The sequence below is a fragment of the Flagellimonas alvinocaridis genome, from assembly GCF_965248585.1.
Lineage (GTDB): Bacteria > Bacteroidota > Bacteroidia > Flavobacteriales > Flavobacteriaceae > Flagellimonas > Flagellimonas alvinocaridis.
In genome coordinates this window covers 1,621,626-1,643,496 of sequence record NZ_OZ252111.1, presented here as the reverse complement: position 1 = coordinate 1,643,496, position 21,871 = coordinate 1,621,626, and the positions used below count along the sequence as shown (strand labels likewise).

At 42.8% G+C, this 21,871-nt stretch carries 17 protein-coding genes; 1 reads left to right on the top strand and 16 read right to left on the bottom strand.

Annotated elements, in window-relative coordinates; all coding sequences use genetic code 11:
- Positions 1–258: 258 nt before the first annotated feature.
- The 11 genes from ACP14V_RS07540 to ACP14V_RS07490 all read right to left on the bottom strand — a co-directional run bounded on the left by ACP14V_RS07540 (position 259) and on the right by ACP14V_RS07490 (position 13,232).
- Positions 259–1,851, bottom strand: a complete 1,593-nt coding sequence (locus ACP14V_RS07540) for an NADP-dependent glyceraldehyde-3-phosphate dehydrogenase (RefSeq protein ID WP_272610007.1) — start codon at positions 1,849–1,851, stop codon at positions 259–261.
- A gap of 158 nt (positions 1,852–2,009) precedes the next feature.
- Complete coding sequence (ilvA, locus tag ACP14V_RS07535) at positions 2,010–3,275, bottom strand: threonine ammonia-lyase IlvA (RefSeq protein WP_272610006.1); 1,266 nt, start codon at positions 3,273–3,275, stop codon at positions 2,010–2,012.
- Between the two features lie 16 nt (positions 3,276–3,291).
- The gene (gene ilvC / locus ACP14V_RS07530) at positions 3,292–4,767 is read right to left on the bottom strand and encodes a ketol-acid reductoisomerase (protein ID WP_424988054.1); all 1,476 of its coding nucleotides are present in this window, start codon (positions 4,765–4,767) and stop codon (positions 3,292–3,294) included.
- Positions 4,768–4,788: 21 nt separating this feature from the next.
- Positions 4,789–5,316, bottom strand: coding sequence for an acetolactate synthase small subunit (ilvN, locus tag ACP14V_RS07525; RefSeq protein ID WP_136566898.1), 528 nt, complete (start codon positions 5,314–5,316; stop codon positions 4,789–4,791).
- A gap of 2 nt (positions 5,317–5,318) precedes the next feature.
- Positions 5,319–5,900, bottom strand: coding sequence for an O-methyltransferase (locus ACP14V_RS07520; protein WP_272610004.1), 582 nt, complete (start codon positions 5,898–5,900; stop codon positions 5,319–5,321).
- Positions 5,901–7,634, bottom strand: coding sequence for a biosynthetic-type acetolactate synthase large subunit (ilvB, locus tag ACP14V_RS07515; RefSeq protein WP_136566896.1), 1,734 nt, complete (start codon positions 7,632–7,634; stop codon positions 5,901–5,903).
- Positions 7,635–7,688: 54 nt separating this feature from the next.
- On the bottom strand, positions 7,689–9,365 hold the full coding sequence (gene ilvD, locus ACP14V_RS07510) for a dihydroxy-acid dehydratase (protein WP_272610003.1): 1,677 nt from the start codon (positions 9,363–9,365) through the stop codon (positions 7,689–7,691).
- 366 nt (positions 9,366–9,731) lie between these two features.
- Positions 9,732–10,568 carry a biotin-dependent carboxyltransferase family protein gene (locus ACP14V_RS07505; RefSeq protein WP_272610002.1) on the bottom strand — a complete coding sequence of 279 codons (837 nt, stop codon included), beginning with the start codon at positions 10,566–10,568 and terminating at the stop codon, positions 9,732–9,734.
- Entirely contained in the window at positions 10,561–11,295 is a 735-nt protein-coding gene (gene pxpB, locus ACP14V_RS07500; RefSeq protein ID WP_272610001.1) for a 5-oxoprolinase subunit PxpB, read from the bottom strand. The genes ACP14V_RS07505 and pxpB overlap by 8 nt, the downstream gene beginning before the upstream one ends.
- Entirely contained in the window at positions 11,292–12,035 is a 744-nt protein-coding gene (gene pxpA, locus ACP14V_RS07495; RefSeq protein WP_272610000.1) for a 5-oxoprolinase subunit PxpA, read from the bottom strand. The genes pxpB and pxpA overlap by 4 nt, the downstream gene beginning before the upstream one ends.
- On the bottom strand, positions 12,036–13,232 hold the full coding sequence (locus ACP14V_RS07490) for an Nramp family divalent metal transporter (protein WP_272609999.1): 1,197 nt from the start codon (positions 13,230–13,232) through the stop codon (positions 12,036–12,038).
- A 181-nt stretch (positions 13,233–13,413) separates the two neighbouring features.
- Here ACP14V_RS07490 and ACP14V_RS07485 point away from each other — a divergent pair, with 181 nt between their 5' ends.
- The gene (locus ACP14V_RS07485) at positions 13,414–13,857 is read left to right on the top strand and encodes a hypothetical protein (RefSeq protein WP_136566890.1); all 444 of its coding nucleotides are present in this window, start codon (positions 13,414–13,416) and stop codon (positions 13,855–13,857) included.
- Here ACP14V_RS07485 and ACP14V_RS07480 read toward each other — a convergent pair.
- From ACP14V_RS07480 to tilS, 5 genes are all read right to left on the bottom strand, one after another.
- Entirely contained in the window at positions 13,854–14,264 is a 411-nt protein-coding gene (locus ACP14V_RS07480) for a hypothetical protein (RefSeq protein ID WP_272609998.1), read from the bottom strand. The genes ACP14V_RS07485 and ACP14V_RS07480 overlap by 4 nt on opposite strands.
- Before the next feature lie 165 nt (positions 14,265–14,429).
- Positions 14,430–15,965, bottom strand: a complete 1,536-nt coding sequence (locus tag ACP14V_RS07475; RefSeq protein ID WP_272609997.1) for a YifB family Mg chelatase-like AAA ATPase — start codon at positions 15,963–15,965, stop codon at positions 14,430–14,432.
- A gap of 128 nt (positions 15,966–16,093) precedes the next feature.
- On the bottom strand, positions 16,094–18,487 hold the full coding sequence (locus tag ACP14V_RS07470) for a penicillin acylase family protein (protein ID WP_272609996.1): 2,394 nt from the start codon (positions 18,485–18,487) through the stop codon (positions 16,094–16,096).
- 79 nt (positions 18,488–18,566) lie between these two features.
- A complete protein-coding gene (locus ACP14V_RS07465; protein WP_272609995.1) occupies positions 18,567–20,546 on the bottom strand; it encodes a protein-disulfide reductase DsbD family protein in 1,980 nt (659 codons plus the stop codon).
- The gene (tilS, locus tag ACP14V_RS07460) at positions 20,543–21,850 is read right to left on the bottom strand and encodes a tRNA lysidine(34) synthetase TilS (protein ID WP_272609994.1); all 1,308 of its coding nucleotides are present in this window, start codon (positions 21,848–21,850) and stop codon (positions 20,543–20,545) included. The genes ACP14V_RS07465 and tilS overlap by 4 nt, the downstream gene beginning before the upstream one ends.
- Between the last annotated feature and the right edge of the window lie 21 nt (positions 21,851–21,871).

Here is a 21,871-nt window from a genome sequence, read left to right as displayed (position 1 = left end):
AAACATGGATGAAAAAGAGATTTCTCGTCGTCCCGATTACCACCGGGACTCTGTCGAAATGACATCGAAAAGCTCCTGTCATTTCGAACTGTCATCCTGAGCGAAGTCGAAGGAAAATGTGAGAAATCTAAACACCTTACTCACAACATTAATCAAAACATGGATGAAAAAGAGATTTCTCGTTGTCCCGATATCCATCGGGACTCTGTCGAAATGACATTGAGCTATTGTTAATTGCGTATTGCAAAAACTTGGCTTTTACAAAATATAATCCGTACTTAAAAAGTTGCTCACCTTGGCCTCCAACAACTGTTCAATGGTCTCATTGTTGAGGTCGTTGTCCTTAAAGGCTACAAAAGTCCGTATGGAGAACGAACGCAGGGCATCATGTACACTCAAGGTGGACTGGGCTGAATCCTTTCGCCCCGTAAACGGGTACACATCCGGGCCACGCTGGCAGGAGCTGTTCAAATTCACCCGACAAACGAGGTTCGCCAATGAATCAATAAGCGGTGAAAGTGTATACACATCCTTCCCGAACAAACTCACCTGCTGACCATAGTTGCTTTCGGCCATATCATCCAAAGGTTCCTCAATGTCCTTGAACGAAACAACGGGAATTATGGGTCCAAACTGCTCTTCTTCATACACCCGCATATCCTTGGAAACCGGATATAACACTGCTGGCCAGATGTAGTTATCAAAATGTTTTCCTCCTTTTTTGTTCATCACCTTGGCCCCTTTTGTTTTAGCATCATCCAATAGTTCTTGGATATAGGCAGGCTTCCCGGGCTCTGGGAGCGGGGTAAGGTTCACTCCCTCATCCCACGGGTTTCCAAACTTAAGAGCATCGACTTTTTCTGAGAAACGCTTTAGGAACTCTTCCTTGATATCCTCGTGTACATAGACCACTTTGAGCGCCGTACAACGTTGTCCATTAAAGGACAGCGTACCGGCAATACATTCATTGATAGTGAGGTCCAAATCGGCATCGGGCAATACAATGGCCGGGTTCTTGGCTTCCAAGCCCAACACCAAGCGCAATCTGTTGCTCTTGGGATGCTGTTCTTGTAATGCATTGGCCGATTTACTATTGCCTATAAGGGCCAAGACGTCTACTTTGCCTGTTTTCATAATGGGGGCCGCCACGGCCCTCCCTCTTCCGAAAAGAATATTTACCACGCCTTTAGGAAAACTACTCTTAAAAGCTTCCAAAAGGGGTGTAATCAACAAAACTCCATGTTTTGCAGGTTTAAATACAGTAGTGTTCCCCATAATGATGGCAGGAATCAACAATGCAAAAGTTTCGTTCAACGGGTAGTTATATGGTCCCAAACAGAGTACCACTCCCAGTGGCCCTCTACGAATATGGGCATAGACCCCATCATGCTTTTGAAACTTGGCGCTATCCCTATCCAACTGCTTATATTCCTCAATGGTATCATAAATATACTCTACGGTACGATCAAATTCCTTATAGGAATCTGGCAGCGACTTGCCAATCTCCCACATCAGTAATTTCACCACCTCATCGCGCTTTTGCTCCATTTTCTTCACAAAGGATTCCATGCATTCAATGCGGTCCTTCACTTTCATGGTGGGCCATACACCTTGCCCTTTGTCGTAAGCCGCCAATGCCGCATCAAGGGCCTCCATGGCTTCAGGCTCTCCCATATCGGGAATACTGCCCAAAGTGGTAGGGGCATAATCATTGGTGGAAGAAATTGTAGAAACCACAGGGGTTGTGCTGCCCTCCCATTTACGGAGTTCACCATTGACCAGGTAGGTTCCTTGGTGGATTTCTTGAGTAATTTGAAATGCTTCGGGTATTTTAGTTTTAGTTGCAGGCATAGGTTGTGATTATTGTTGTTAGTGTTCAAAAAAAGTCGCCCATTCATCACAAAGCTAACATAAAAATAGCTGTAAATCGGCTTGTTTTCAAAGGTTTCCCATCGAAAACGATAGAGTTTACACCAGTTTCAAAATAAGCTCAGAATTTGTTAAAAAGGTCACACCAGATACTGAAAAAGATCAGGCTTATTATTGAGATAATCCCCAAAGAAGTTGTTGGCCTTCATCCTCTTGATCAAAGGTTCCAGGTCTTCTGCCGATTTTAGTTCTATGCCCACCACTGCGGGGGCATTTTCCCTACTCGATTTCTTGGAGTATTCAAAATGAGTAATGTCATCGTTAGGCCCCAAGATGTCAGCAACAAATTCTTTGAGTGCTCCCGGACGTTGCGGAAACCTCACAATAAAATAGTGCTTTAAATTGGCGTACAACAAAGCACGCTCCTTAATTTCGGCGGTTCGGGTAATGTCGTTGTTGCTTCCGCTGATGATGCAGACCACATTCTTGCCCTTGATTTCATCGGAAAAATCATCCAATGCGGCAATAGTCAATGCCCCTGCTGGTTCCACCACAATGGCATCCCGATTATACAAATCCAATATAACCTGACAGGCTTTCCCTTCGGGAACAGTCGCCATTTTGTGAAGATAGTCTCTACAAATAGGAAAGGTCAATTGCCCCACTTTCTGAACAGCGGCCCCATCAATAAACTTGTCAATCTGTTGAAGCTCCACTAGTTTTCCATTGTCGATGGATTCTTTCATGGAAGGGGCTCCTTGGGGCTCCACTCCAATAATCTTGGTACTTGGGGACAATGCATGAAAGGTGGCACAAAGTCCAGAGGCCAATCCCCCACCCCCTACGGCAACAAAAACATAGTCAATTGGAACATCGGTCTGCTGAAGCAATTCCAATCCCACAGTTGCTTGTCCTTCAATGATTTTTTCATCATCAAACGGGTGGACAAAGGTTTTTCCTTCCTCCTCGCAAAATAATTGGGCTGCTTTATTGGAATCATCAAAGGTATCTCCCTCCAAAACCACCTTTACCCAATCGCCGCCAAACATCATGGTCTGGTCTATTTTTTGTCTTGGGGTCACTACAGGCATGTAAATGGTTCCTTTTACCTGCAAATGACTACAAGCAAAGGCCACGCCCTGGGCATGGTTACCTGCGCTGGCGCAGACAACCCCTCTCTTTAATTCTTCTTTGGAAAGCGAACTGATTTTATTATATGCACCTCGAATCTTGTAACTCCGAACACGGTGCAGGTCTTCTCTTTTCAATAAAATATTGGCCCCATATTTTTTAGAATAACGGATGCTCTGTTGTAAAGGCGTAACCTCGGCCACCTGGCCAATCGTCTTTGCAGCTTGGTATATGTCCGCTATTTGAGGGAAATAGGCATCCACGGTCTTCTTCATGGGGCCAATATCTATATTATGCTATAGGCTTCATAGCCGTCATTGATGCGCGCAAACGAGCTCCCACAACCTCTACGTCATGTTCGCGAATAGCTTTGTTCACTGCAATTAGCTTAACATTGTCCACACCACTGTCTTTTCCTTCTCCAAAGTGTTTGCCAATAACGTCTGTTTCCACTTTTTTCATGAAATCGGTCAACAAAGGCTTACACGCATGGTCAAACAAATAGCAACCATACTCAGCGGTATCGGAAATTACCCGGTTCATCTCGAACAATTTCTTTCTTGCTATGGTATTCGCGATCAATGGAGTTTCATGTAGGGACTCATAGTAAGCAGATTCCCCAATGATTCCAGATTCTGTCATGGTCTCATAGGCCAGTTCCACACCAGATTTTACGAAAGCAACCATTAACACCCCATTATCATAGTAGCCTTGCTCAGAAATGGCCACATCTCCTGCAGGTGTCTTTTCAAATGCAGTCTCTCCAGTTTCTGCTCTCCAATCCAATAGATTCTTGTCGCCATTGTCCCAATCTTCCATCATGGTTTTAGAGAAATGACCACTCATGATGTCATCCATATGCTTTTGGAATAAAGGACGCATAATGTGTTTCAACTCCTCTGCCAAATCAAAGGCTTTGATTTTGGCCGGGTTGGACAAACGGTCCATCATATTGGTAATCCCGCCTTGTTTCAACCCTTCAGTAATGGTTTCCCAACCGTATTGAATCAATTTGGATGCATATCCCGCATCAATGCCTTTTTCAATCATTTTATTGAATGAAAGGATCGATCCTGTCTGTAGCAGTCCACAAAGAATGGTTTGCTCCCCCATCAAATCTGATTTTACCTCAGCCACAAAGGAAGATTCAAGCACACCAGCCTTATCACCACCGGTAGCAGCAGCATAGGCCTTGGCTTGTTCCAACCCTTTTCCTTCAGGGTCATTTTCTGGGTGAACGGCTATTAGCGTAGGTACACCAAAACCTCTCTTGTATTCTTCCCGTACTTCAGAACCAGGACTCTTAGGAGCAACCATGATAACAGTAATGTCTTCACGTACCTGCATTCCCTCTTCCACTATGTTAAATCCGTGGGAATAGGAAAGTGTAGCGCCTTTCTTCATCAAGGGCATTACCGTACTTACCACATTGGTATGTTGCTTGTCTGGAGTTAGGTTGATGACCAAATCGGCTGTTGGGATCAACTCCGCGTAGGTACCTACCGTGAAGTTATTCTCTGAAGCATTCTTATAAGATTGTCTTTTCTCTTTGATGGCCGCTCCACGTAAAGCATAGGAAATATCCAATCCGGAATCTCTCATGTTCAACCCTTGGTTCAACCCTTGGGCCCCACAGCCCACAATTACAATTTTCTTGCCTTTTAGAGCGGTAACACCATCAGCAAACTCGCTGGGATCCATAAACCTGCATTTTCCCAACTGGGTCAATTGCTCGCGAAGTGATAGTGTGTTGAAGTAATTTGCCATTTTCTGTATTTGATTTTCTATTTATTGATTTTGAAATTCTGCTAAAATGTTGGTGATCGGCATAGCCGCCTTGCTCACGGCTATCCTGCCCGAACGAACAAACTGCATTATACCATATGGTTCAAGGGCATCGTGCATTTCGTCAATTTCATGGCGTCGACCTGTTTTGGCCAAGACAAAGAAATCCCTGCTCACAGTAACAATCTGAGAATTGCTTTCTTTGATGATATTTTGAATTTGGCGTTCATCAAACAACAAATGCGATGCTATTTTGAACAAAGCCGATTCTTGATAAATGGTCTCATCGTCTGTATGGTAATAGGCTTTGATTACCTCTACCTGCTTCTCAATCTGATTGACAATCTTGCGTGCCCAATCTTCTGTGGAATGAATCACAATCGTGAATTTTGATACATTTTCAATTTCTGACTTTGAGACATTTAAGCTTTCTATGTTAATGTGTCTCTTTAAGAATATTCCCGATATCCTGTTGAGCAATCCCACATTGTTTTCGGAATACACCGATATGGTATACCATTGATTTTTCATGTTCATTTTAATTTAACCGCAACTATAAGTCCAGTGGACCAATTCATTTTTGTAATTGTTATATCTTCTCTCCTTTCCAATTCTTGGATCAATTCTTTTGCCTTTTCCTCATGACCCGCGGGCCAATTGGGTTGTCTTATCATGTCGTCGATGATGTAAAACCCACCTACCTTCAGTAAAGCCAACGTTCTGTCCAGATGGCTATACTTTCCGGGCCAAGCATCTGCAAAAATCAAATCGAAAGGCTTGCCTTCATAGGATTCCAACCATTCACCTGCATCGGCACAAATCAGTTTCACTCGGGAGTCCTCCTTAAAAAAGGTGCTGGCAATCTGTACAAGCTCCGAATCGTTGTCCACACTGGTACTATGCGAATCTCCATCCATTCCTTTGATCATCCATGACAAGGACAGACCTATCCCAGTGCCCAACTCCAAGAAATTCCCTTTGGGTTTTGACGCCACCAAGGTTTTCAAGAGGGTGCCCACATACATATCCGAGCACATGGAAAACCCCATTTCTCTTGACTTGGCCACTAAAGCCGTATACTTGGACGGTGCGTCCAAAATTTGGGCTTGATCCATTTATTTCAACCTTATGTCGGAAACCGATGCTCCGGCTGGAATCATAGGAAACACATTATCTTCTTTCTCTACTTTAACTTCCAAGAAATACGGATTTTTGGAGGCCATCATTTCTTCAATGGCAGATTTAAGTTCCGAGCGCTCCGTTACTCTCCTGGATTGGATATGATACCCCTCAGCAATCTTGACAAAGTCTGGGTTCGTCATTACCGTAGAGGCATATCTGCTTTCAAAGAACAGCTCTTGCCATTGGCGCACCATTCCCAAGTGGTCGTTGTTCAATACCACAATTTTTACAGGGACATTATGTTGGAAAATAACTCCAAGCTCCTGGATGGTCATTTGGTAGCCCCCATCTCCTATGATGGCCACTACTTCACGATCCATAGCTCCCATTTTGGCCCCAATGGCCGCAGGAAGGGCAAATCCCATGGTTCCCAATCCTCCCGAAGTAATATTACTCTTGGTCTGCTTAAACTTAGCATATCTGCATGCAATCATCTGATGTTGACCAACGTCCGTAACAATAACCGCTTCATGCTTGGAAGCAATGTTTATTTGCTCCACAACTTCACCCATGGTTAGCTTTTCCTTTGTTGGGTGAATATCTTTTTCAATGACGGTGTCAAATTCTATTTGGTGCTTCTTGTCAAACTCCGCTCTCCACTCTTTGTGTTCGTTCTTGTTCACCAAGGGCAAAAGCAAGTCCAAGGTCTGTTTGGCATTTCCCAGAACAGCCAAATCCACCTTAACGTTTTTATTTATTTCCGCAGGGTCTATCTCAAAATGAATGATCTTGGCCTGCTTGGCGTAGGTATCCAGATTACCGGTTACCCGGTCATCAAAACGCATTCCTATGGCCAAAAGGACATCACACTCGTTTGTTAGGACATTGGGACCGTAATTTCCGTGCATACCTACCATACCCACGTTCATAGGGTGGCTTGTATCCAAGGCAGAAAGTCCCAAAATAGTCCATGCTGCGGGAATACCAGCTTTTTCCACCAAAGCCTTGAGTTCCTCTTCAGCTTCACCCAAAATAATTCCCTGCCCAAAAACAATGTATGGCTTTTTGGCATTGTTAATCAATTCAGCTGCAGCCTCAATAGTCTTCAAATCAGGCTCAGGAGCCGGTTTATAACTTCTTACCCCTGTGCACTTTTCATACACAAAATCAAACTCTTCCACTTGGGCATTCTTGGTGATATCAACCAATACCGGGCCCGGTCTCCCCGATTTAGCTAAATAGAAAGCCTTAGCCATAATTTCGGGGATTTCTTCAGCACGGGTAACTTGGTAATTCCATTTGGTCACTGGAGTTGAAATTCCAACAATATCAGTTTCCTGAAATGCATCGGAACCCAACAAATGTCTGAACACCTGACCTGTAATGCATACCATTGGTGTGGAGTCTATCTGTGCATCAGCCAGCCCAGTCACCAAATTGGTAGCGCCAGGTCCTGAAGTAGCCATGGCCACACCTACTTTTCCACTTACGCGTGCATACCCTTGTGCCGCATGGGTAGCTCCTTGCTCATGTCTTGTAAGAATATGTGTCAGCTTGTCTTGAAACTTGTACAATTCGTCATATACTGGCATAATGGCCCCACCAGGGTAGCCGTAGATAAGGTCCACACCTTCTGCCAAAAGACAATGTATAATTGCTTCTGCACCGGTTATGCGTATAGATGTAGTCTTTTTGTTCTCTTTTTTTTGTGCTTTCAATGTTTCCATGAGCCTTAATTTTTGGAAATACTATCCTTTCCCAATATGGGCATTGTATGTTTTTTAAAATAAATCAGTAACACATCCTTTTGAGGCGGATGAAACCGTTTTAGCGTACTTATATAGACTTCCTGATTTTATTTTCAGTTCAGGTTGCTTCCACGCTTTTTTTCTTTGTTGGAATTCTTCATCCGAAATATTGATGTTTATGGTATTCTTAACGGCATCTATGGTTATTTCATCCCCATCTTTCACCAACGCTATTCCTCCACCAACTTGTGCTTCGGGAGAAACATGCCCCACCACAAAGCCATGGGACCCTCCTGAAAACCTACCATCGGTAATCAACGCAACATCTTTACCCAAACCTGCGCCCATAATGGCAGAGGTGGGTTTCAGCATTTCGGGCATTCCAGGAGCTCCTTTTGGTCCCTCATAGCGAATGACCACCACATCTCCTTTTTGTACTTTTCCTGTATGAATGCCTTCGTTTACTTCAACTTCACTGTTAAAAACCCTTGCGGTACCGGTAAAACTCAAACCTTCCTTACCTGTAATCTTGGCCACAGCACCTTCCGAGGCCAAATTGCCATAAAGAATTCGAATGTGTCCCGTTTCTTTGATAGGCTGGTCCAAAGGTCTGATAATGTCCTGCCCTTCTGCCAAGTCTGGGGCATCCAATAAATTTTCAGCCAATGTTCTACCTGTAACAGTGATGCAATCTCCATGAAGCATCCCCTTCTTCAACATATATTTTAGGACCGCAGGAACACCCCCAACCTTATGAAGATCTTCCATGAGGTATTTACCACTGGGCTTTAAATCGGCCAGTAAAGGAGTGGTCTCACTTATCCTTGCGATATCATCCAAAGTAAAGTCCACCTGCGCAGCATGGGCAATAGCCATAAAGTGCAGGACAGCATTTGTAGATCCACCTAAAACCGTTATTAGTCTAAATGCATTTTCCAATGATTTTTTAGTGACGATATCTTTTGGTTTGAGGTCCTTTTGCAGTAGATTCAGTAAGGCAGTCCCTGCAGCTTCACAATCCGCATTCTTATTTTGGTTCACAGCTGGTATTGAGGAGTTAAACGGCAAAGACATTCCCATGGCCTCTATGGCCGATGCCATGGTATTGGCCGTATACATTCCTCCACATGCTCCTGCACCCGGACATGCTTTGTGGATTACTTCCTTATATTCGGTTTCATCAATGGTTCCCGCCACCTTTTGTCCATACGCTTCAAATGCGGAAATGATATCCAATTTCCTGTTATTGTGGCATCCAGGGGCAATGGTTCCTCCATACACCAAAATGGAAGGTCTGTTCAAACGCAATTGTGCCATTAAAGCTCCCGGCATGTTTTTATCACAACCCACAACGGTCACCAAACCATCGTAACTCATGGCTTGAACCACAGTTTCCATAGAATCTGCGATAATGTCCCGCGAGGGCAGTGAATACCGCATTCCGGGCGTTCCATTGGAAATTCCATCACTGACCCCAATGGTATTAAAAATGAGCCCGACCATATTGGTAGACTCCACTCCCTTTTTCACCTCTAATGCCAAATCGTTCAAGTGCATGTTACAAGGATTTCCCTCATAACCTGTACTGGCGATGCCTATCAATGGTTTTTGTAAATCTTCATCGGTCAACCCAATGGCATGCAACATGGCTTGTGCAGCGGGAAGGGTTGGGTCTTGGGTCACATTTTTACTAAACTTGTTCAGTTCCATTATCAAATTTCGTTCAAATCGAGATTTCTATTGAATTTACTTCAGTAATTCAAAGATAGATGTTTAAAAAACCCTATATTTTTAACAGTTTCGGGCTGTTTAAATCCATTTGAATTATAATCAATATACCATACTGATTATCAGCTATTTGCACTGAAAAAAATCCAATATTCATTTATTTTTTATTCCAAAAGAAAAGGGCCTGTATCAAATTTGATACAGGCCCTTTCCATCAACAGCAAGTCTGTATCATTCCAAATTTGGAACAATAATGACGACACCGTTGACTAGAATAGTTCTTTTCATACGTCAATGTTACAAAAAATTATTCTGAAACAAACCTATCCTTAAAAAATATTTGATTTTTTATACAAGCCTAAATGAGAGCTTATCTCCCATTTTCTTTTGGGCCAGTATGTCTATAGCTTGTTCGGAGAGCTGAAGTACCCTTGGATATCCACCTGTGGTCTGCCCATCCTTCATTAAAATAATTAATCTGCCTGCAGGAGTAAACTGGACGGTTCCCGGCAAGGTTCCAGATGTGAGCATGGACACTTCATGGCCCGGGACCACTTCTTTAAGTTGGTATGCCATGCGATTGTTTTCCTTGGACACCGTGAATGGTTTTGAAAAAATATCTGCTAATTGTGTATCAGACAGGATATCAAACTCAGGGCCTTTGAACACTTCCAATTCCTTGGTCGAAAAATGATTTTCAATCTTCACTTCCGATATCATTGGTGAGTAAGCAGCCTTTTCATATGGAATCCCATCCCCATCCTTAATTCTTTTTTTTGATGTGACTGGGAAATACTGGGAACGACTTTGCAAAACTTTTTCGGTTAGAAAACCTCCTTTAACAGCCAAGTATCCCCTAAGACCTGCTTCCAATTTGCCGTAGGAAAGAATATCCCCCGATGACACTTGCACTACCTGATAATTCTCAACGGGTATATTGTTGAGCGTAGCGGAAATATTGGCTCCAGAAAGGCATACAGCAGTGGGTTCATCAAACTGTAGTGTTGGCCCGGTCATTGTAATCTCCAATACGGCCGCATTTGGGTCGTTTTCCAAAAGAAGATTGGCTTTTTTTACCGAATCTGTATCCATGGCCCCAGAAATAGGTACTCCAATATCACGGTATCCAAATCTACCCAAATCTTGAATGGTTGTAAAAAAGCCCGATTTTAAAACCTTAAGCATTCAACTCAGTTTTTTCAGGTTTATAAATACCTACCTCCCCTTCTATTTTATGCAAGTCGTATTCGGCCTTGGATATTTGCTGAAATTGTATTTTGTCCCCAACCTTTATAAAACAAGGTTCCTTTAATTTTGGGTTGAATAGATTCACCGGACAATTCCCAATGATGTTCCATCCTCCAGGGGAGTCCTGTGGATAAATGCCCGTTTGTTTACCCGCCAATCCTACTGAGCCTTTTGCCACTTGTAACCGAGGTTCTGCTCGTCTGGGTATTTCCAAGGTTTGGGGCAATCCACCCAAATACATAAATCCCGGCAAAAAACCTATCCCATAGACAACATATTGATGTGATGTGTGCTGTAGAATCAACTCCTCGATGGATAGTTCCAATTTCTTGGCGACTTCTTCCAAATCAATGCCAAACTCCAAATCATAACACACTGGTATCTGCCATAAATGTTGGGCCCGCCTTATTTTAATATTCTCCAACTTGGCGTGACAGTCCAAAACCACCTTTTTGATTTGCTCAAAATCCAAATGTTCCTTATTGCATACCATGGTCAAGGAATTATATGCAACGGACATCTCCCACCCAAAAAGTTTCAACTCTTTAAAAGCATCATAAAAATCGAGGATGTTCGCCAAAATGGCTTCTTCAACTTGGTTGGGCCATTCAATAAGTATGGCACGTTCTCCAAAGGGCTTGATGGTTATGGGGTAACTTTTCACTTTTGTAATAGTACCTGGTGGTTGGGCAATTCTTCCGAAAGATACATCAATATTTCCAATGCGGAAGTGGTATCGCCATGCACACAAAAAGTTTGTGCTTCAATTTTTATTTCCTCACCTGAGACCGTCAATACCTTATTCTCCTTTATCATTGGAACCATATGTTTTAAGACACTTTTAGGGTCCTGAATTAGAGCATTTTCCAATTTTCGGGAAACCAATTCCAAATCATTGGTATAGTTTCTGTCCGCAAAAGCCTCAAATCGAACTTTATAACCTTTGAGCAGGGCCTTTGACTCCATCACTGAGCCAAACGGAACATATAAAAATGCCTTCTCCTTATACTGGTTTATCGCATCCAAATAGATTTCGGCCAAATTTTCATCCTTTGCTGTTTGATTGTACAGAGCCCCATGCGCCTTAATATGATGCAGCTTGACCTCCTCACCTTGCAAAACCTCCATAAAGGTTTTCAACTGATCCCGGATGCTCTTCTGTAGTTCTTGGGGTGAAATATCCATGACCTCCCTTCCAAAATTCACTTTGTCCGGATAGGAAGGGTGCGCCCCTACCTTTATATGATGCTTTTTGGCCAAATTTACAATCCGTCGCATGGTGGTTTCATCTCCGGCATGTCCACCACAAGCAATATTACAGGAACTTATGTGGGGAAAAAGCAAAGCTTCATTGCCCATTCCTTCTCCTACATCGCAATTAATATCTATAAACCATTGTTTCATCTACAACAATCCCGTTACGGTGAGAATACTTTTCAAGCCTAAAAAAATGGTAAATCCCACAATGCCTACTCCGATAGCATTCTGAGCTGTGGTATTTCTATAAGACCCCATTACTGACTTTCGGTTCACAATCCACAACAACAGAATTGCCATTATGGGCAGTAGTATTCCGTTCGCCATCTGGGCAAATTGGATGACTTGAATAGGTTTTATATCAAACGATAAAAAGAAAACCCCACAGAACAAGATAAAGCTCCAAACCATTTTAAACCTTTTGTCTTGCATTCCCCCGCTCCAACCAAAACAACTGCTGGCCACAAAAGCAGCGGCAAGGGATGCAGTTATGGCAGAAGTGACCCCCGCAGCCAATAGACCAATGGCCATAAGATGTACCGCCATTCTTCCAAATAGTGGCTCCAAGCCCTTAGCCATATCCAAAACATGGTTTACATCATCTATAGGTGCCGCAGAAGCGGTGACCAAGATAGCCAAGGATACAAGACCCCCCAACCCTATGGAGATGGCCGTATCCCACTTCACCGCTTTCAAGTCTTTATCGGATTTCCATTTTTCCTTTACCAAAGAGGCATGGAGAAAAAGGTTGTAGGGCACCACAGTGGTTCCTACCAAGGCAATAACGGTCAACAGACTGCCTTCGGGCAGGCCAGGAACAAACATACCTTGTAATATATCCGAAATGGAAGGCTGGGTCAAAAAAGCACATATCACAAAACATACGCCCATTAGAGCGACCAATCCCACAAAAATCCGCTCCAACAATTTATAATTGCTGAACCAAAGCAAAAGAAAGATTGCAACTCCCACTAAAAGCGGATAAAAAGGCATTAGAGATTTATCGGGAAAAAGTTGTTCCAGTCCCAGGGTTGCCCCGCCAATATTTCCAGCCTCATAGGCTGCGTTGCCAATTAGAATGGCTCCCAAGACCATCGCAACCACTATTTTTTTTGCCCAAGGACTTGTCAGCTCATTTTTTACCACGTCCACAAGTCCTGTTTGTGTCACTACTCCTATTCTTCCGGCCATTCCCTGAAGTGAAATCGTGGCAAGAATGGATACGAACAAAGCCCAGATAAGGGCATAACCAAACCGAACCCCTGCCAAAGTACACATGGCAATGGTACCGGGGCCCACAAATGCTGCAGCCACCAAAACCCCTGGGCCAATTTTTTTCCACATATCTGTGTTGATTTCTTGGCGTTCAAAATAAGAGGATATTGGGAGAAATGCTGCATTTCATCCAAAAAAATGCATTTCGTCTAAAAGTGGGGTGTTTTATATCGACAATTTATACGATAATGGAAAAGCAAAAGTTATAATAATCCCAAATCATACATAGACCTAAACCGAACAAATACTTATGACATGTAAGGATTGCGCCAGAAGTATCGGACACGAACAATACAGGGAATCTTTAGACTCCCTAAGTGTAGCACTTTGCGAAAGACATACCAGACTCATTAAAAGGGTCATCCTAAATAACAATACCCCATTAGAGGCCATACAACTCTTTTACGCACTAAAAGAAGCTGGGGCCAACCCCATGTTGGAATGGTGGGATGGCAAACGCTCCGTGGACATTGCCATTTCCCGGGTAAAACTCAATATAGAAATAGACAAAGACTACAATATGATTACCCATGAGCAGGCCATCAACGATTTAGAAGATGCCATGCACTCGTTTAAAAATGGGTTTACAACCATACGGATTCCCCATTTGGCCGTGAAGTACTATCTTGAAGATACCGTTCAGAATATTTTGGGAATCATCTCTGGTCTTAAGGCAAACATTAAGGCTATCTAGTTGCAAAACTGCAACTTGTTGTCCAGCTTGGTTTCCTTATATTCCAAAATATTGATGACAATGGGGTCTTCCCCAATGTTCTCCAGATCATTTATATAGTTTTTTCCGCGATACTCAAAATATTCAGTATCCCCTGGATCCAACTTAACCATGTCTATTTTGCCATTCCCGTAACGGGTCAAGGCCAATCCACCTGTTGTACACACCCAACCATAATTGGTATTGTGCTTTCTAAAAGGAATCCGTTGGCGTGGTGCCAGACGCAGCTCCCATAGTTTTACACTCTCATTTTCAAACACCAACCGATCACTCAACGATTGTGTTATTTTTTGATGCAGCAACTCATCTATCTTCTCTTGCTCCCACGGGTCAAAGTTTCCTGCAGGATTCAACTCTACACATTGCATTACAGTACACTAATTTAAAAACGGCTGCAAAATTATTGTATAATTGTTTCATTAATTAGCTGACATACAATGTTTAACGTATTTTTTACACTTTTCCCGATTTTTTTGATGTTTTTTATCATTTTGATTATGAACATCTTATGTATTGATGCATTCTTCAAGGAATCACTCTAACCAACCTTCGCGATCTAAACTTCTGTATTGAATAGCTTCGGAAATATGGTTTTCTTTTATATGGGAAGCATTCTCCAAGTCAGCAATGGTTCTAGATACTTTTAATATCCTATCATAGGCCCGCGCAGAAAGATTTAACCGTTTCATGGCCATTTTCAAGAGTTCTCTGGACGGATTGTCCAAAACACAGAATTTTCTAATGCTCTTGGTTCCCATCTGTGCGTTGTAGTGTATGCTTTCTGTATCCCTAAACCTTTGGGTCTGTATTTCTCGAGCTGCCATTACACGCTTTCTAACCGTAAAGCTATCCTCCCCGTTCCTTTCCTCTGACAGCTTATCGAAAGGCACTGGGGTCACCTCAATATGAATATCGATTCGGTCCAACAAGGGCCCTGATATCTTGCCAAGGTATCGTTGCATTTCTGCTGGGGATGAAGTCACCGGGGCATCCGGGTCATTGAAATATCCTGAAGGACTTGGGTTCATACTGGCCACCAACATGAAACTACTGGGGTAAGTTACGGTGTATTGGGCCCTGGCTATGGTGACTTCCCTATCTTCCATGGGTTGCCTCATTACTTCCAACACCCTTCGTTCAAATTCCGGAAGCTCGTCCAAAAAAAGTATTCCATTATGGGCCAAGGAAATTTCACCGGGTTGTGGATAACCTCCTCCGCCTACCAATGCAGCACTACTTATGGTGTGGTGTGGACTCCTGAAAGGTCTTTGGTTCATCAAGCCTTGATTTTTAACCTTCCCCACCACACTATGTATTTTGGTAGTCTCCAAGGCCTCTTGCAAGGTCATTGGTGGTAATATGGAAGGTAGTCGCTTGGCCAACATGGTCTTTCCCGCTCCCGGTGGCCCTATCAAAATAATATTATGTCCGCCAGCTGCGGCAATTTCCATACATCGTTTTATGCTCTCTTGCCCCTTTACATCGGCAAAATCGAATTCTGGGTGGTCTATATTGTTGTAAAATTCCTTTTGGGTATCTACTATGGTTTGATGCAGTGGGGTTCCGCAATCAAAATAATCAATTACTTCCTTAATGTTCTCTACACCATAAACTTCCAAACCATTGACCACTGCGGCCTCGGAAGCATTGTCCTTGGGAAGGATAAATCCTTTAAATCCTTCCTTTTGTGCTTTTATGGCAATGGGCAGAGCACCCTTGATGGGCTGAAGGCTCCCGTCCAACGAAAGCTCACCCATGATCAAATAATCTTCAATACCATTGGATTTAATTTGTTCTGAAGCCGTCAATATCCCCAAAGCTAAGGTAAGATCATATGCAGACCCTTCTTTTCGCATATCGGCTGGGGCCATGTTGATCGTAATCTTCTTACCGGGAATTTTGTAACCAATATTCTGCAGAGCTGCAGCTATCCGATAATTACTTTCCTTGATGGCATTGTCGGGCAAGCCGACCAAATGGTAACCCACGCCTTTATCAATATTTACTTCTACAACAATGGTTGTTGCCTCGATGCCAAATACGGCGCTTCCGTAAACTTTTATGAGCATTTGGGACTTTCTTGTTAAATCATCCCAAAAAGTAAATAATCTCTATCAACAATTATCCCCCGTTTGACGGATACCGGGTTCCCAGTTGACGTAAGCCTATTTAGAACCAACGGATTTTTTTAATGATATCATTCTTTAGTGAAGATAAGTACGGATTCCGCAGTACTTTGAATCTCTTCTTGGTTCATCATCATTTTTCGGAACTTGCCTTGTGCATACATTTCCGCCTGATCTTTGTAGTGTTTGCTGAACGGGTTACCTGATTGCCCTGTGGGCAAAATGCTGATACTGTTCTCTATATCTGAAAAATCAACAATACGTCTGGTAGACGGCCCAGAGTTTACTTTGTAAAGTCCTGTGCTATCGTAGGGGAAAGCTAAATTGTTGATAACCTCACGGCTTCCTTCAACCGGGAACGGTCCCACATTGAAGTATTTTCGCAGTGATTCCACCTGACCTATTGGGTGCGGGTGTTCCAATGTATGAACCTTGTCCCATGTCCATTGGCTGGGATCAGGACCAAAGTCCTCTACCAGGGAAATCCATGCATCCGAAAAAGATTTTAAGACTATGTCCCTGCGGGTTTCCACCACATCCTTGGTGTTCACATTATCCCACCACTGCCCCTCGGCCATATTAGCGCCCCATGCAATCTGTCGTTTAAAGAGATGGGTTGCCAAAAACTTATTGAACATTTCTTCGCCCATCTCATCTTCCATGGTATTCTTTACAGTAAAATATTCGCATCTGTGGTATAAGGTAGGTACCGTACTGTTCAAGGAGTAACGGCCATCCCAGTTTTTTAGGGAATCTACCTGTACCAATTGTTCCTTGGTAAGCAAGGTTACATCGAACATTTTGATTAGTTCCGTTATCAAGGAAGGATTAACGGAAGAGGTAACATCCAATATCATCTCAGATGCAGTGGTTTTATCCCAATCATTCTTAGCATCCAATAATTGCACAATGCGTTTAGCCCTGTTCTCGGGCAAATAATATCCTGGATAAAGCTGTCCGGCTATCGAATCTGGTTGATTGTTGGCAGAATACACATAATGCCAAGGCGGATTGATCGCACTTGGGTTTTCGGAAAAGTCTATATAATGCAATGGCTCTTCTTTCCCTGTTGCTCCATCCAAAATAAATTTTGTGGACAAGCTATCAGGCATTTGGTAGAGTTTTGCCGCAGCCCACCAGGCCACATTGCCTTCTGAATCCCCATACATAATGTTGAGCCCTGGAGCGTGAATTTTGGGCAAGGCATTTTTAAACTCATCTAAATTAGCGGCATGGCTTATTCCGTATAGGGCATCCAAAACCTCATTCTTGGGCTTTGTATAGACCCAGGACATGGATACAGGCCTTTCTTGTGAAATCTGGTCAGCAATGCCATTTAAGACAGGTCCATGGTGCGTCTTTTTGTACGCAAAGGATATATCTTCACCATCTTTCACCTTGATGGTCTTGTTCACATACTCAAAATCCAACCATGTATTGGCAACCTTGTATTTTGTACTATCCGATGGGTGTACTTCTTCATAATAAAAATCAATATCATCATTTTCGAACATGGTCATTCCATAGGCCAAGTTCCTATCATGGGCCAAAATTGGAAACGGAATGCCCGCCATGTGATATCCGTACTTTTCGTAGTTTGTGGCGTTTACATGCGCCTCGTACCAAACAGAAGGCTGAGCAAAACCAATATGGGGGTCGTTGGCAAAAATAACCTTGCCGTTTTTGGTTTTTTCAGGTGCGATCACCCAACTATTGCTTCCAATAAATTGAGGTATTGGCAAATTGTCCAATGCTTGGGTTACACTTTTGGTAATATCCACAGCCAATGAATCCATGGGAGTTTTCCGATAATTTTTGATCCATACGGTAGAAGTGTCGGAATCTATAGCCAAATCACGCATATATTCCTCTCCCAACTTATCGCGCAAACTGGTTAGCAACGGGTCTGTTTTATGAGCCATGGCAAAACTAAAAGCCATATAACCAACTGCATTATAAATGTCTTCCAGTATAAAAGGCTCTTTTTCCAATCCAGTGAGATGGAACTCTATAGGGGTCGGCCCTTTTTTTATGAATTCGTTGATTCCCTCAAGGTAGGCCCTGGAAAGCACAACCATTTCACTCTGCATGTTTAGTTGAGCAACTGTTTGGGTGGAATACTCGTCTATACCCAAGGAGAGAAAAAACTTGTCCGTTTTCACCAAATCCTCTCCAAAAACCTCTGAAAGCCTTCCAGTGGCCACACGGCGCAATAATTCCATTTGCCAAAGTCGGTCTTGGGCGTGTACATACCCCAAAGCTTTTACGGCATCCACCTCTGTGCTGGCATAAATATGGGGAATGCCATAGGTGTCGTAAAAAACATTCACCTTTTCCTGAAGTCCAGGTAAAGTCTTTTCCCCAGAATAATCAGGTTTAAGTGAGTTGACAAAAATAAGCGCTCCAACGGTTATGAGCAGTAGCAAAATGGCTATTGCCCAGAGTACCTTTTTTATCTTTTTCATGGAATTTTGGTTAAGCTAATTAGCATTCTAAGGTAAGTTTATTTTCTTGAATGCATTAAAAACCAACTAAAAATAACTGTTATTTATTCATGGAAAGTTGATGCTTCTCCAGTCCTGAACGCAACCATTTTTCATAGGTCTCTACATCAACATATTGCACAGCATCATTTAATATTTCCAAATTTGGGGATAGCAATACGTAATACGGTTGCGATGCGGCATTAAAGTTAATGGTTTGGAAGGTCCCCCACTTTTGACCAATGGTTTCTATGGTTTTTATTCTTCCGGAATCGTACTGAAAATCAAACTTTTCGGAGTCGGGAAGCTTTTTTCGATCATCTACGTAAAGTGAAATAAGAACATACTCATCCTTCAACAGAGGATATATACTGGAATGGCTCCATACATTTTCCTCCATCTTTCTACAATTCACACAAGCCCAACCTGTAAAATCCAACAAAATGGGCTTATTGACTTCTTTGGCATACGCAACGCCTTCGTCAAAATCCTTGAAGCAATCCAATCCCAATGGACAATCGCTCTCGGTTTGGGAAACACTATAAAAATCAGGAGGTGGAAAACCACTCAAAAGTTTTAATGGTATAAGATTGAAGATCCCCAGCACCAGGTATACCGAAAATGCCAATCCGAAAAGACCGAACATTTTGCGGGTAGCGGACAATTTTTGTTTGGGACCATCGTGTGGAAAGCGGAACAACCCAAAAAGGTAAAGGGTCATGAGCACAAATAGTACAATCCAAATACCCAAGAAAATCTCTCTTTTGAATATTCCCCAATTACCTACCAAATCTGCATTGGAGAGGAACTTGAAGGCCAACGCCAGCTCCAAGAAACCTAAAACCACTTTCACGGTGGTCATCCATCCCCCAGACTTGGGCAAAGAATTCAACCACGCCGGAAAAAGGGCGAAGAGCGCAAAGGGCAAGGCCAAGGCCAGGCCAAAGCCTACCATGCCCACCGTTAAATTGGTGGCCACATCACCATCAGCGAGGGTTGTACTCCCCAAAAGCCCTCCTAAAATTGGCCCCGTACATGAAAAGGATACAATGGCCAAGGTCAACGCCATAAAAAAGATTCCCAAACCTCCTCCTACTTTTGATGAGGCTGAATCCATCTTATTGGCCCATGAGCTGGGTAAGGTAAGCTCATAATAACCAAAAAATGAAAAAGCAAAAATCACAAAAATGACAAAGAAGAAGACATTAAGCCAAATATTGGTGGCTATGGTGTTCAATATTTGTGAGTCTACCGAATTGAATAGATGAAAGGGCAAACTCAACAAGAAATAAATCAACACAATAAAAAATCCGTACAAAACGGCGTTGGCAATTCCTTTTGATTTCTGTTGTGACTGTTTGGTAAAAAAAGAAACCGTCAATGGAATCATAGGAAAAACACAGGGCGTTAGCAAGGCAATAAGCCCTCCTAAAAATCCTAGACCAAATATCATCCACAAATTGGATTTTCCATCCGCTCCACCAAGTCCTCCTTGATTCAATAAAGATTTGTTCTTTAGTTCTACTCGAAGCGATTCGCCCAAGGCCAGGCTGCGCTCATCCAATTCTTTTTTGGTTTCAGCAAATGCATTGCCATCCAACGAAATTTGGAACAATACATCTTTGGGAATACAGACTTCTTTGCAGATTTGATAAAAGAGATTGACCGATATCTGTCGAATAGCTGGATTGAGCAGTTTTATTTTCTGGGTAAAAATGGCCTCTTTTTTGAAAAAGGTCTCCTCTACTTCAAAAATATCACTGTATTCTTTAATGGTTTCACTCTCAGAAGTCTTACCAATAAGTTCGTAATCCTCTCCAGCCTTTTCAAAGGTGAACTCGCTGGGCAAAGAACCCCCTTCGGCAGTATATTGGGAATACACATGCCAACCATCCATGATCTTACCTTTAAAGACCAATTCGTACTCGGTGTCCGATATTTTTTTTACTTCATGACTCCAAAGCGCAGGGTCTGCATCTGTTTGCGCAGAAAGGGCAAGGGTAGTAATAAAAAAACCAAATACAAGTAAAAAATACCTCATGTAACCAGTGTAATCTTTAAAATATCCTTGGTTGAATCCTCAACCTTGAACCGTTTGTCCGCCCTTCTTCCCACAACCCAGGCAATGGTATCGTTGGAACATAGCAACCATTGCTTTTCTTTGGAAATAACATCCACTTTTTCATCCTTAAAGAACTTGGACAGTTTCTTCTTGCCATCCATTCCGTAGGGATAAAAGTAGTCGCCTTTTTCCCAATTCCTTAACAATAACGGGAAGTTTAACTTTTCCTTATCCAAATAGATGGTGTTTCTTCCTGTATTTTCAATGGTTTTAACGTTTTGCAACCTAAGGTTGATAGGTTTTTCAAGTTCCTTGACATCATCCGAAATCCAAAACACTTCCTCCAATCCTGTCTCGATTGGGGACAAAATCAGATGGGTACGGTCTTTTACCAAACGATGGGTCTTGGAACGCACTTCCTTACCGCTCATGGCGTGCAACAAGCCTTCCACATCATTCCATTCCGTAAAGCCATACGCTCGGAAGAGTTCGTATAGATACCCTACCAAAGGTTTAAGTCCTTGTAACTTTTCCACGCTCACTCTGATGATATCTCCTTGGCTTTCAAACAGTTTTTTTCTGATTTCTTCCACGTGATGCCGTACCAAGGATTGGGTCTGCTCCAAATGGGATTGGGTCCGCTTGAAGTTTTCCAAAAAAGTCGGATGCAGTGTTTTGAGTTGGGGCACAATATCCAATCGGATTTTATTGCGAAGGTATTTGCTCTCCGAGTTGCTACTATCTTCCCGCCATTCCAAGGCATTGTTCTTGGCATGATCCAAGATTTCTTGCCTTGAAAAGTTTAACAAGGGGCGAATTACTTTTTCATTCTGAACGGGGATCCCTGAAAGACCTTCAATGCCCGTTCCCCGAGACAGATTGATTAAAAAGGTTTCCAAATCGTCATCGGCATGATGTGCTGTCAGTACAAAATCAAACTCTCCGGTATTTAAAACCTCATTGAACCATTGGTAGCGCAACTCCCTTGCCGCCATTTGGATGGACCCTCGGTAGGCCACCGCATATTTCTCTGTATCAAATTGATGGGTAATCACCTCCAACCCCAATTTTTCACCAAGGTCTTGAACAAAGATTTCGTCTGTATCACTTTCCTCCCCCCTTAATTGAAAGTTGCAATGGGCCAAGGTCACCTTCAACCCAGATGCGACACATAAGTGGGCCAATACCACGCTATCCACTCCCCCGCTACAAGCCAACAATAGTGGTTTTTCCTTTAGGAAGGGGAGATTGGAATTGATATGTTCGGTGAACTGTTTCAGCATGCCACAAAAATAGCAATAAAG

What these genes read in the sequence shown, in the direction of transcription:
- ilvN (WP_136566898.1), bottom strand. Translation starts at nt 5,316, where the DNA reads ATGAAAAATCAATGGTATACCATATCGGTGTATTCCGAAAACAATGTG.
- ACP14V_RS07480 (WP_272609998.1), bottom strand. Translation starts at nt 14,264, where the DNA reads ATGCAATGTGTAGAGTTGAATCCTGCAGGAAACTTTGACCCGTGGGAG.
- ACP14V_RS07475 (WP_272609997.1), bottom strand. Translation starts at nt 15,965, where the DNA reads ATGCTCATAAAAGTTTACGGAAGCGCCGTATTTGGCATCGAGGCAACA.
- ACP14V_RS07520 (WP_272610004.1), bottom strand. Translation starts at nt 5,900, where the DNA reads ATGGATCAAGCCCAAATTTTGGACGCACCGTCCAAGTATACGGCTTTA.
- ACP14V_RS07490 (WP_272609999.1), bottom strand. Translation starts at nt 13,232, where the DNA reads ATGTGGAAAAAAATTGGCCCAGGGGTTTTGGTGGCTGCAGCATTTGTG.
- ACP14V_RS07505 (WP_272610002.1), bottom strand. Translation starts at nt 10,568, where the DNA reads ATGCTTAAGGTTTTAAAATCGGGCTTTTTTACAACCATTCAAGATTTG.
- ACP14V_RS07470 (WP_272609996.1), bottom strand. Translation starts at nt 18,487, where the DNA reads ATGAAAAAGATAAAAAAGGTACTCTGGGCAATAGCCATTTTGCTACTG.
- ACP14V_RS07465 (WP_272609995.1), bottom strand. Translation starts at nt 20,546, where the DNA reads ATGAGGTATTTTTTACTTGTATTTGGTTTTTTTATTACTACCCTTGCC.
- ACP14V_RS07485 (WP_136566890.1), top strand. Translation starts at nt 13,414, where the DNA reads ATGACATGTAAGGATTGCGCCAGAAGTATCGGACACGAACAATACAGG.
- pxpA (WP_272610000.1), bottom strand. Translation starts at nt 12,035, where the DNA reads ATGAAACAATGGTTTATAGATATTAATTGCGATGTAGGAGAAGGAATG.
- ilvD (WP_272610003.1), bottom strand. Translation starts at nt 9,365, where the DNA reads ATGGAACTGAACAAGTTTAGTAAAAATGTGACCCAAGACCCAACCCTT.
- ilvC (WP_424988054.1), bottom strand. Translation starts at nt 4,767, where the DNA reads ATGGCAAATTACTTCAACACACTATCACTTCGCGAGCAATTGACCCAG.
- ilvB (WP_136566896.1), bottom strand. Translation starts at nt 7,634, where the DNA reads ATGGAAACATTGAAAGCACAAAAAAAAGAGAACAAAAAGACTACATCT.
- tilS (WP_272609994.1), bottom strand. Translation starts at nt 21,850, where the DNA reads ATGCTGAAACAGTTCACCGAACATATCAATTCCAATCTCCCCTTCCTA.
- ilvA (WP_272610006.1), bottom strand. Translation starts at nt 3,275, where the DNA reads ATGAAGAAGACCGTGGATGCCTATTTCCCTCAAATAGCGGACATATAC.
- ACP14V_RS07540 (WP_272610007.1), bottom strand. Translation starts at nt 1,851, where the DNA reads ATGCCTGCAACTAAAACTAAAATACCCGAAGCATTTCAAATTACTCAA.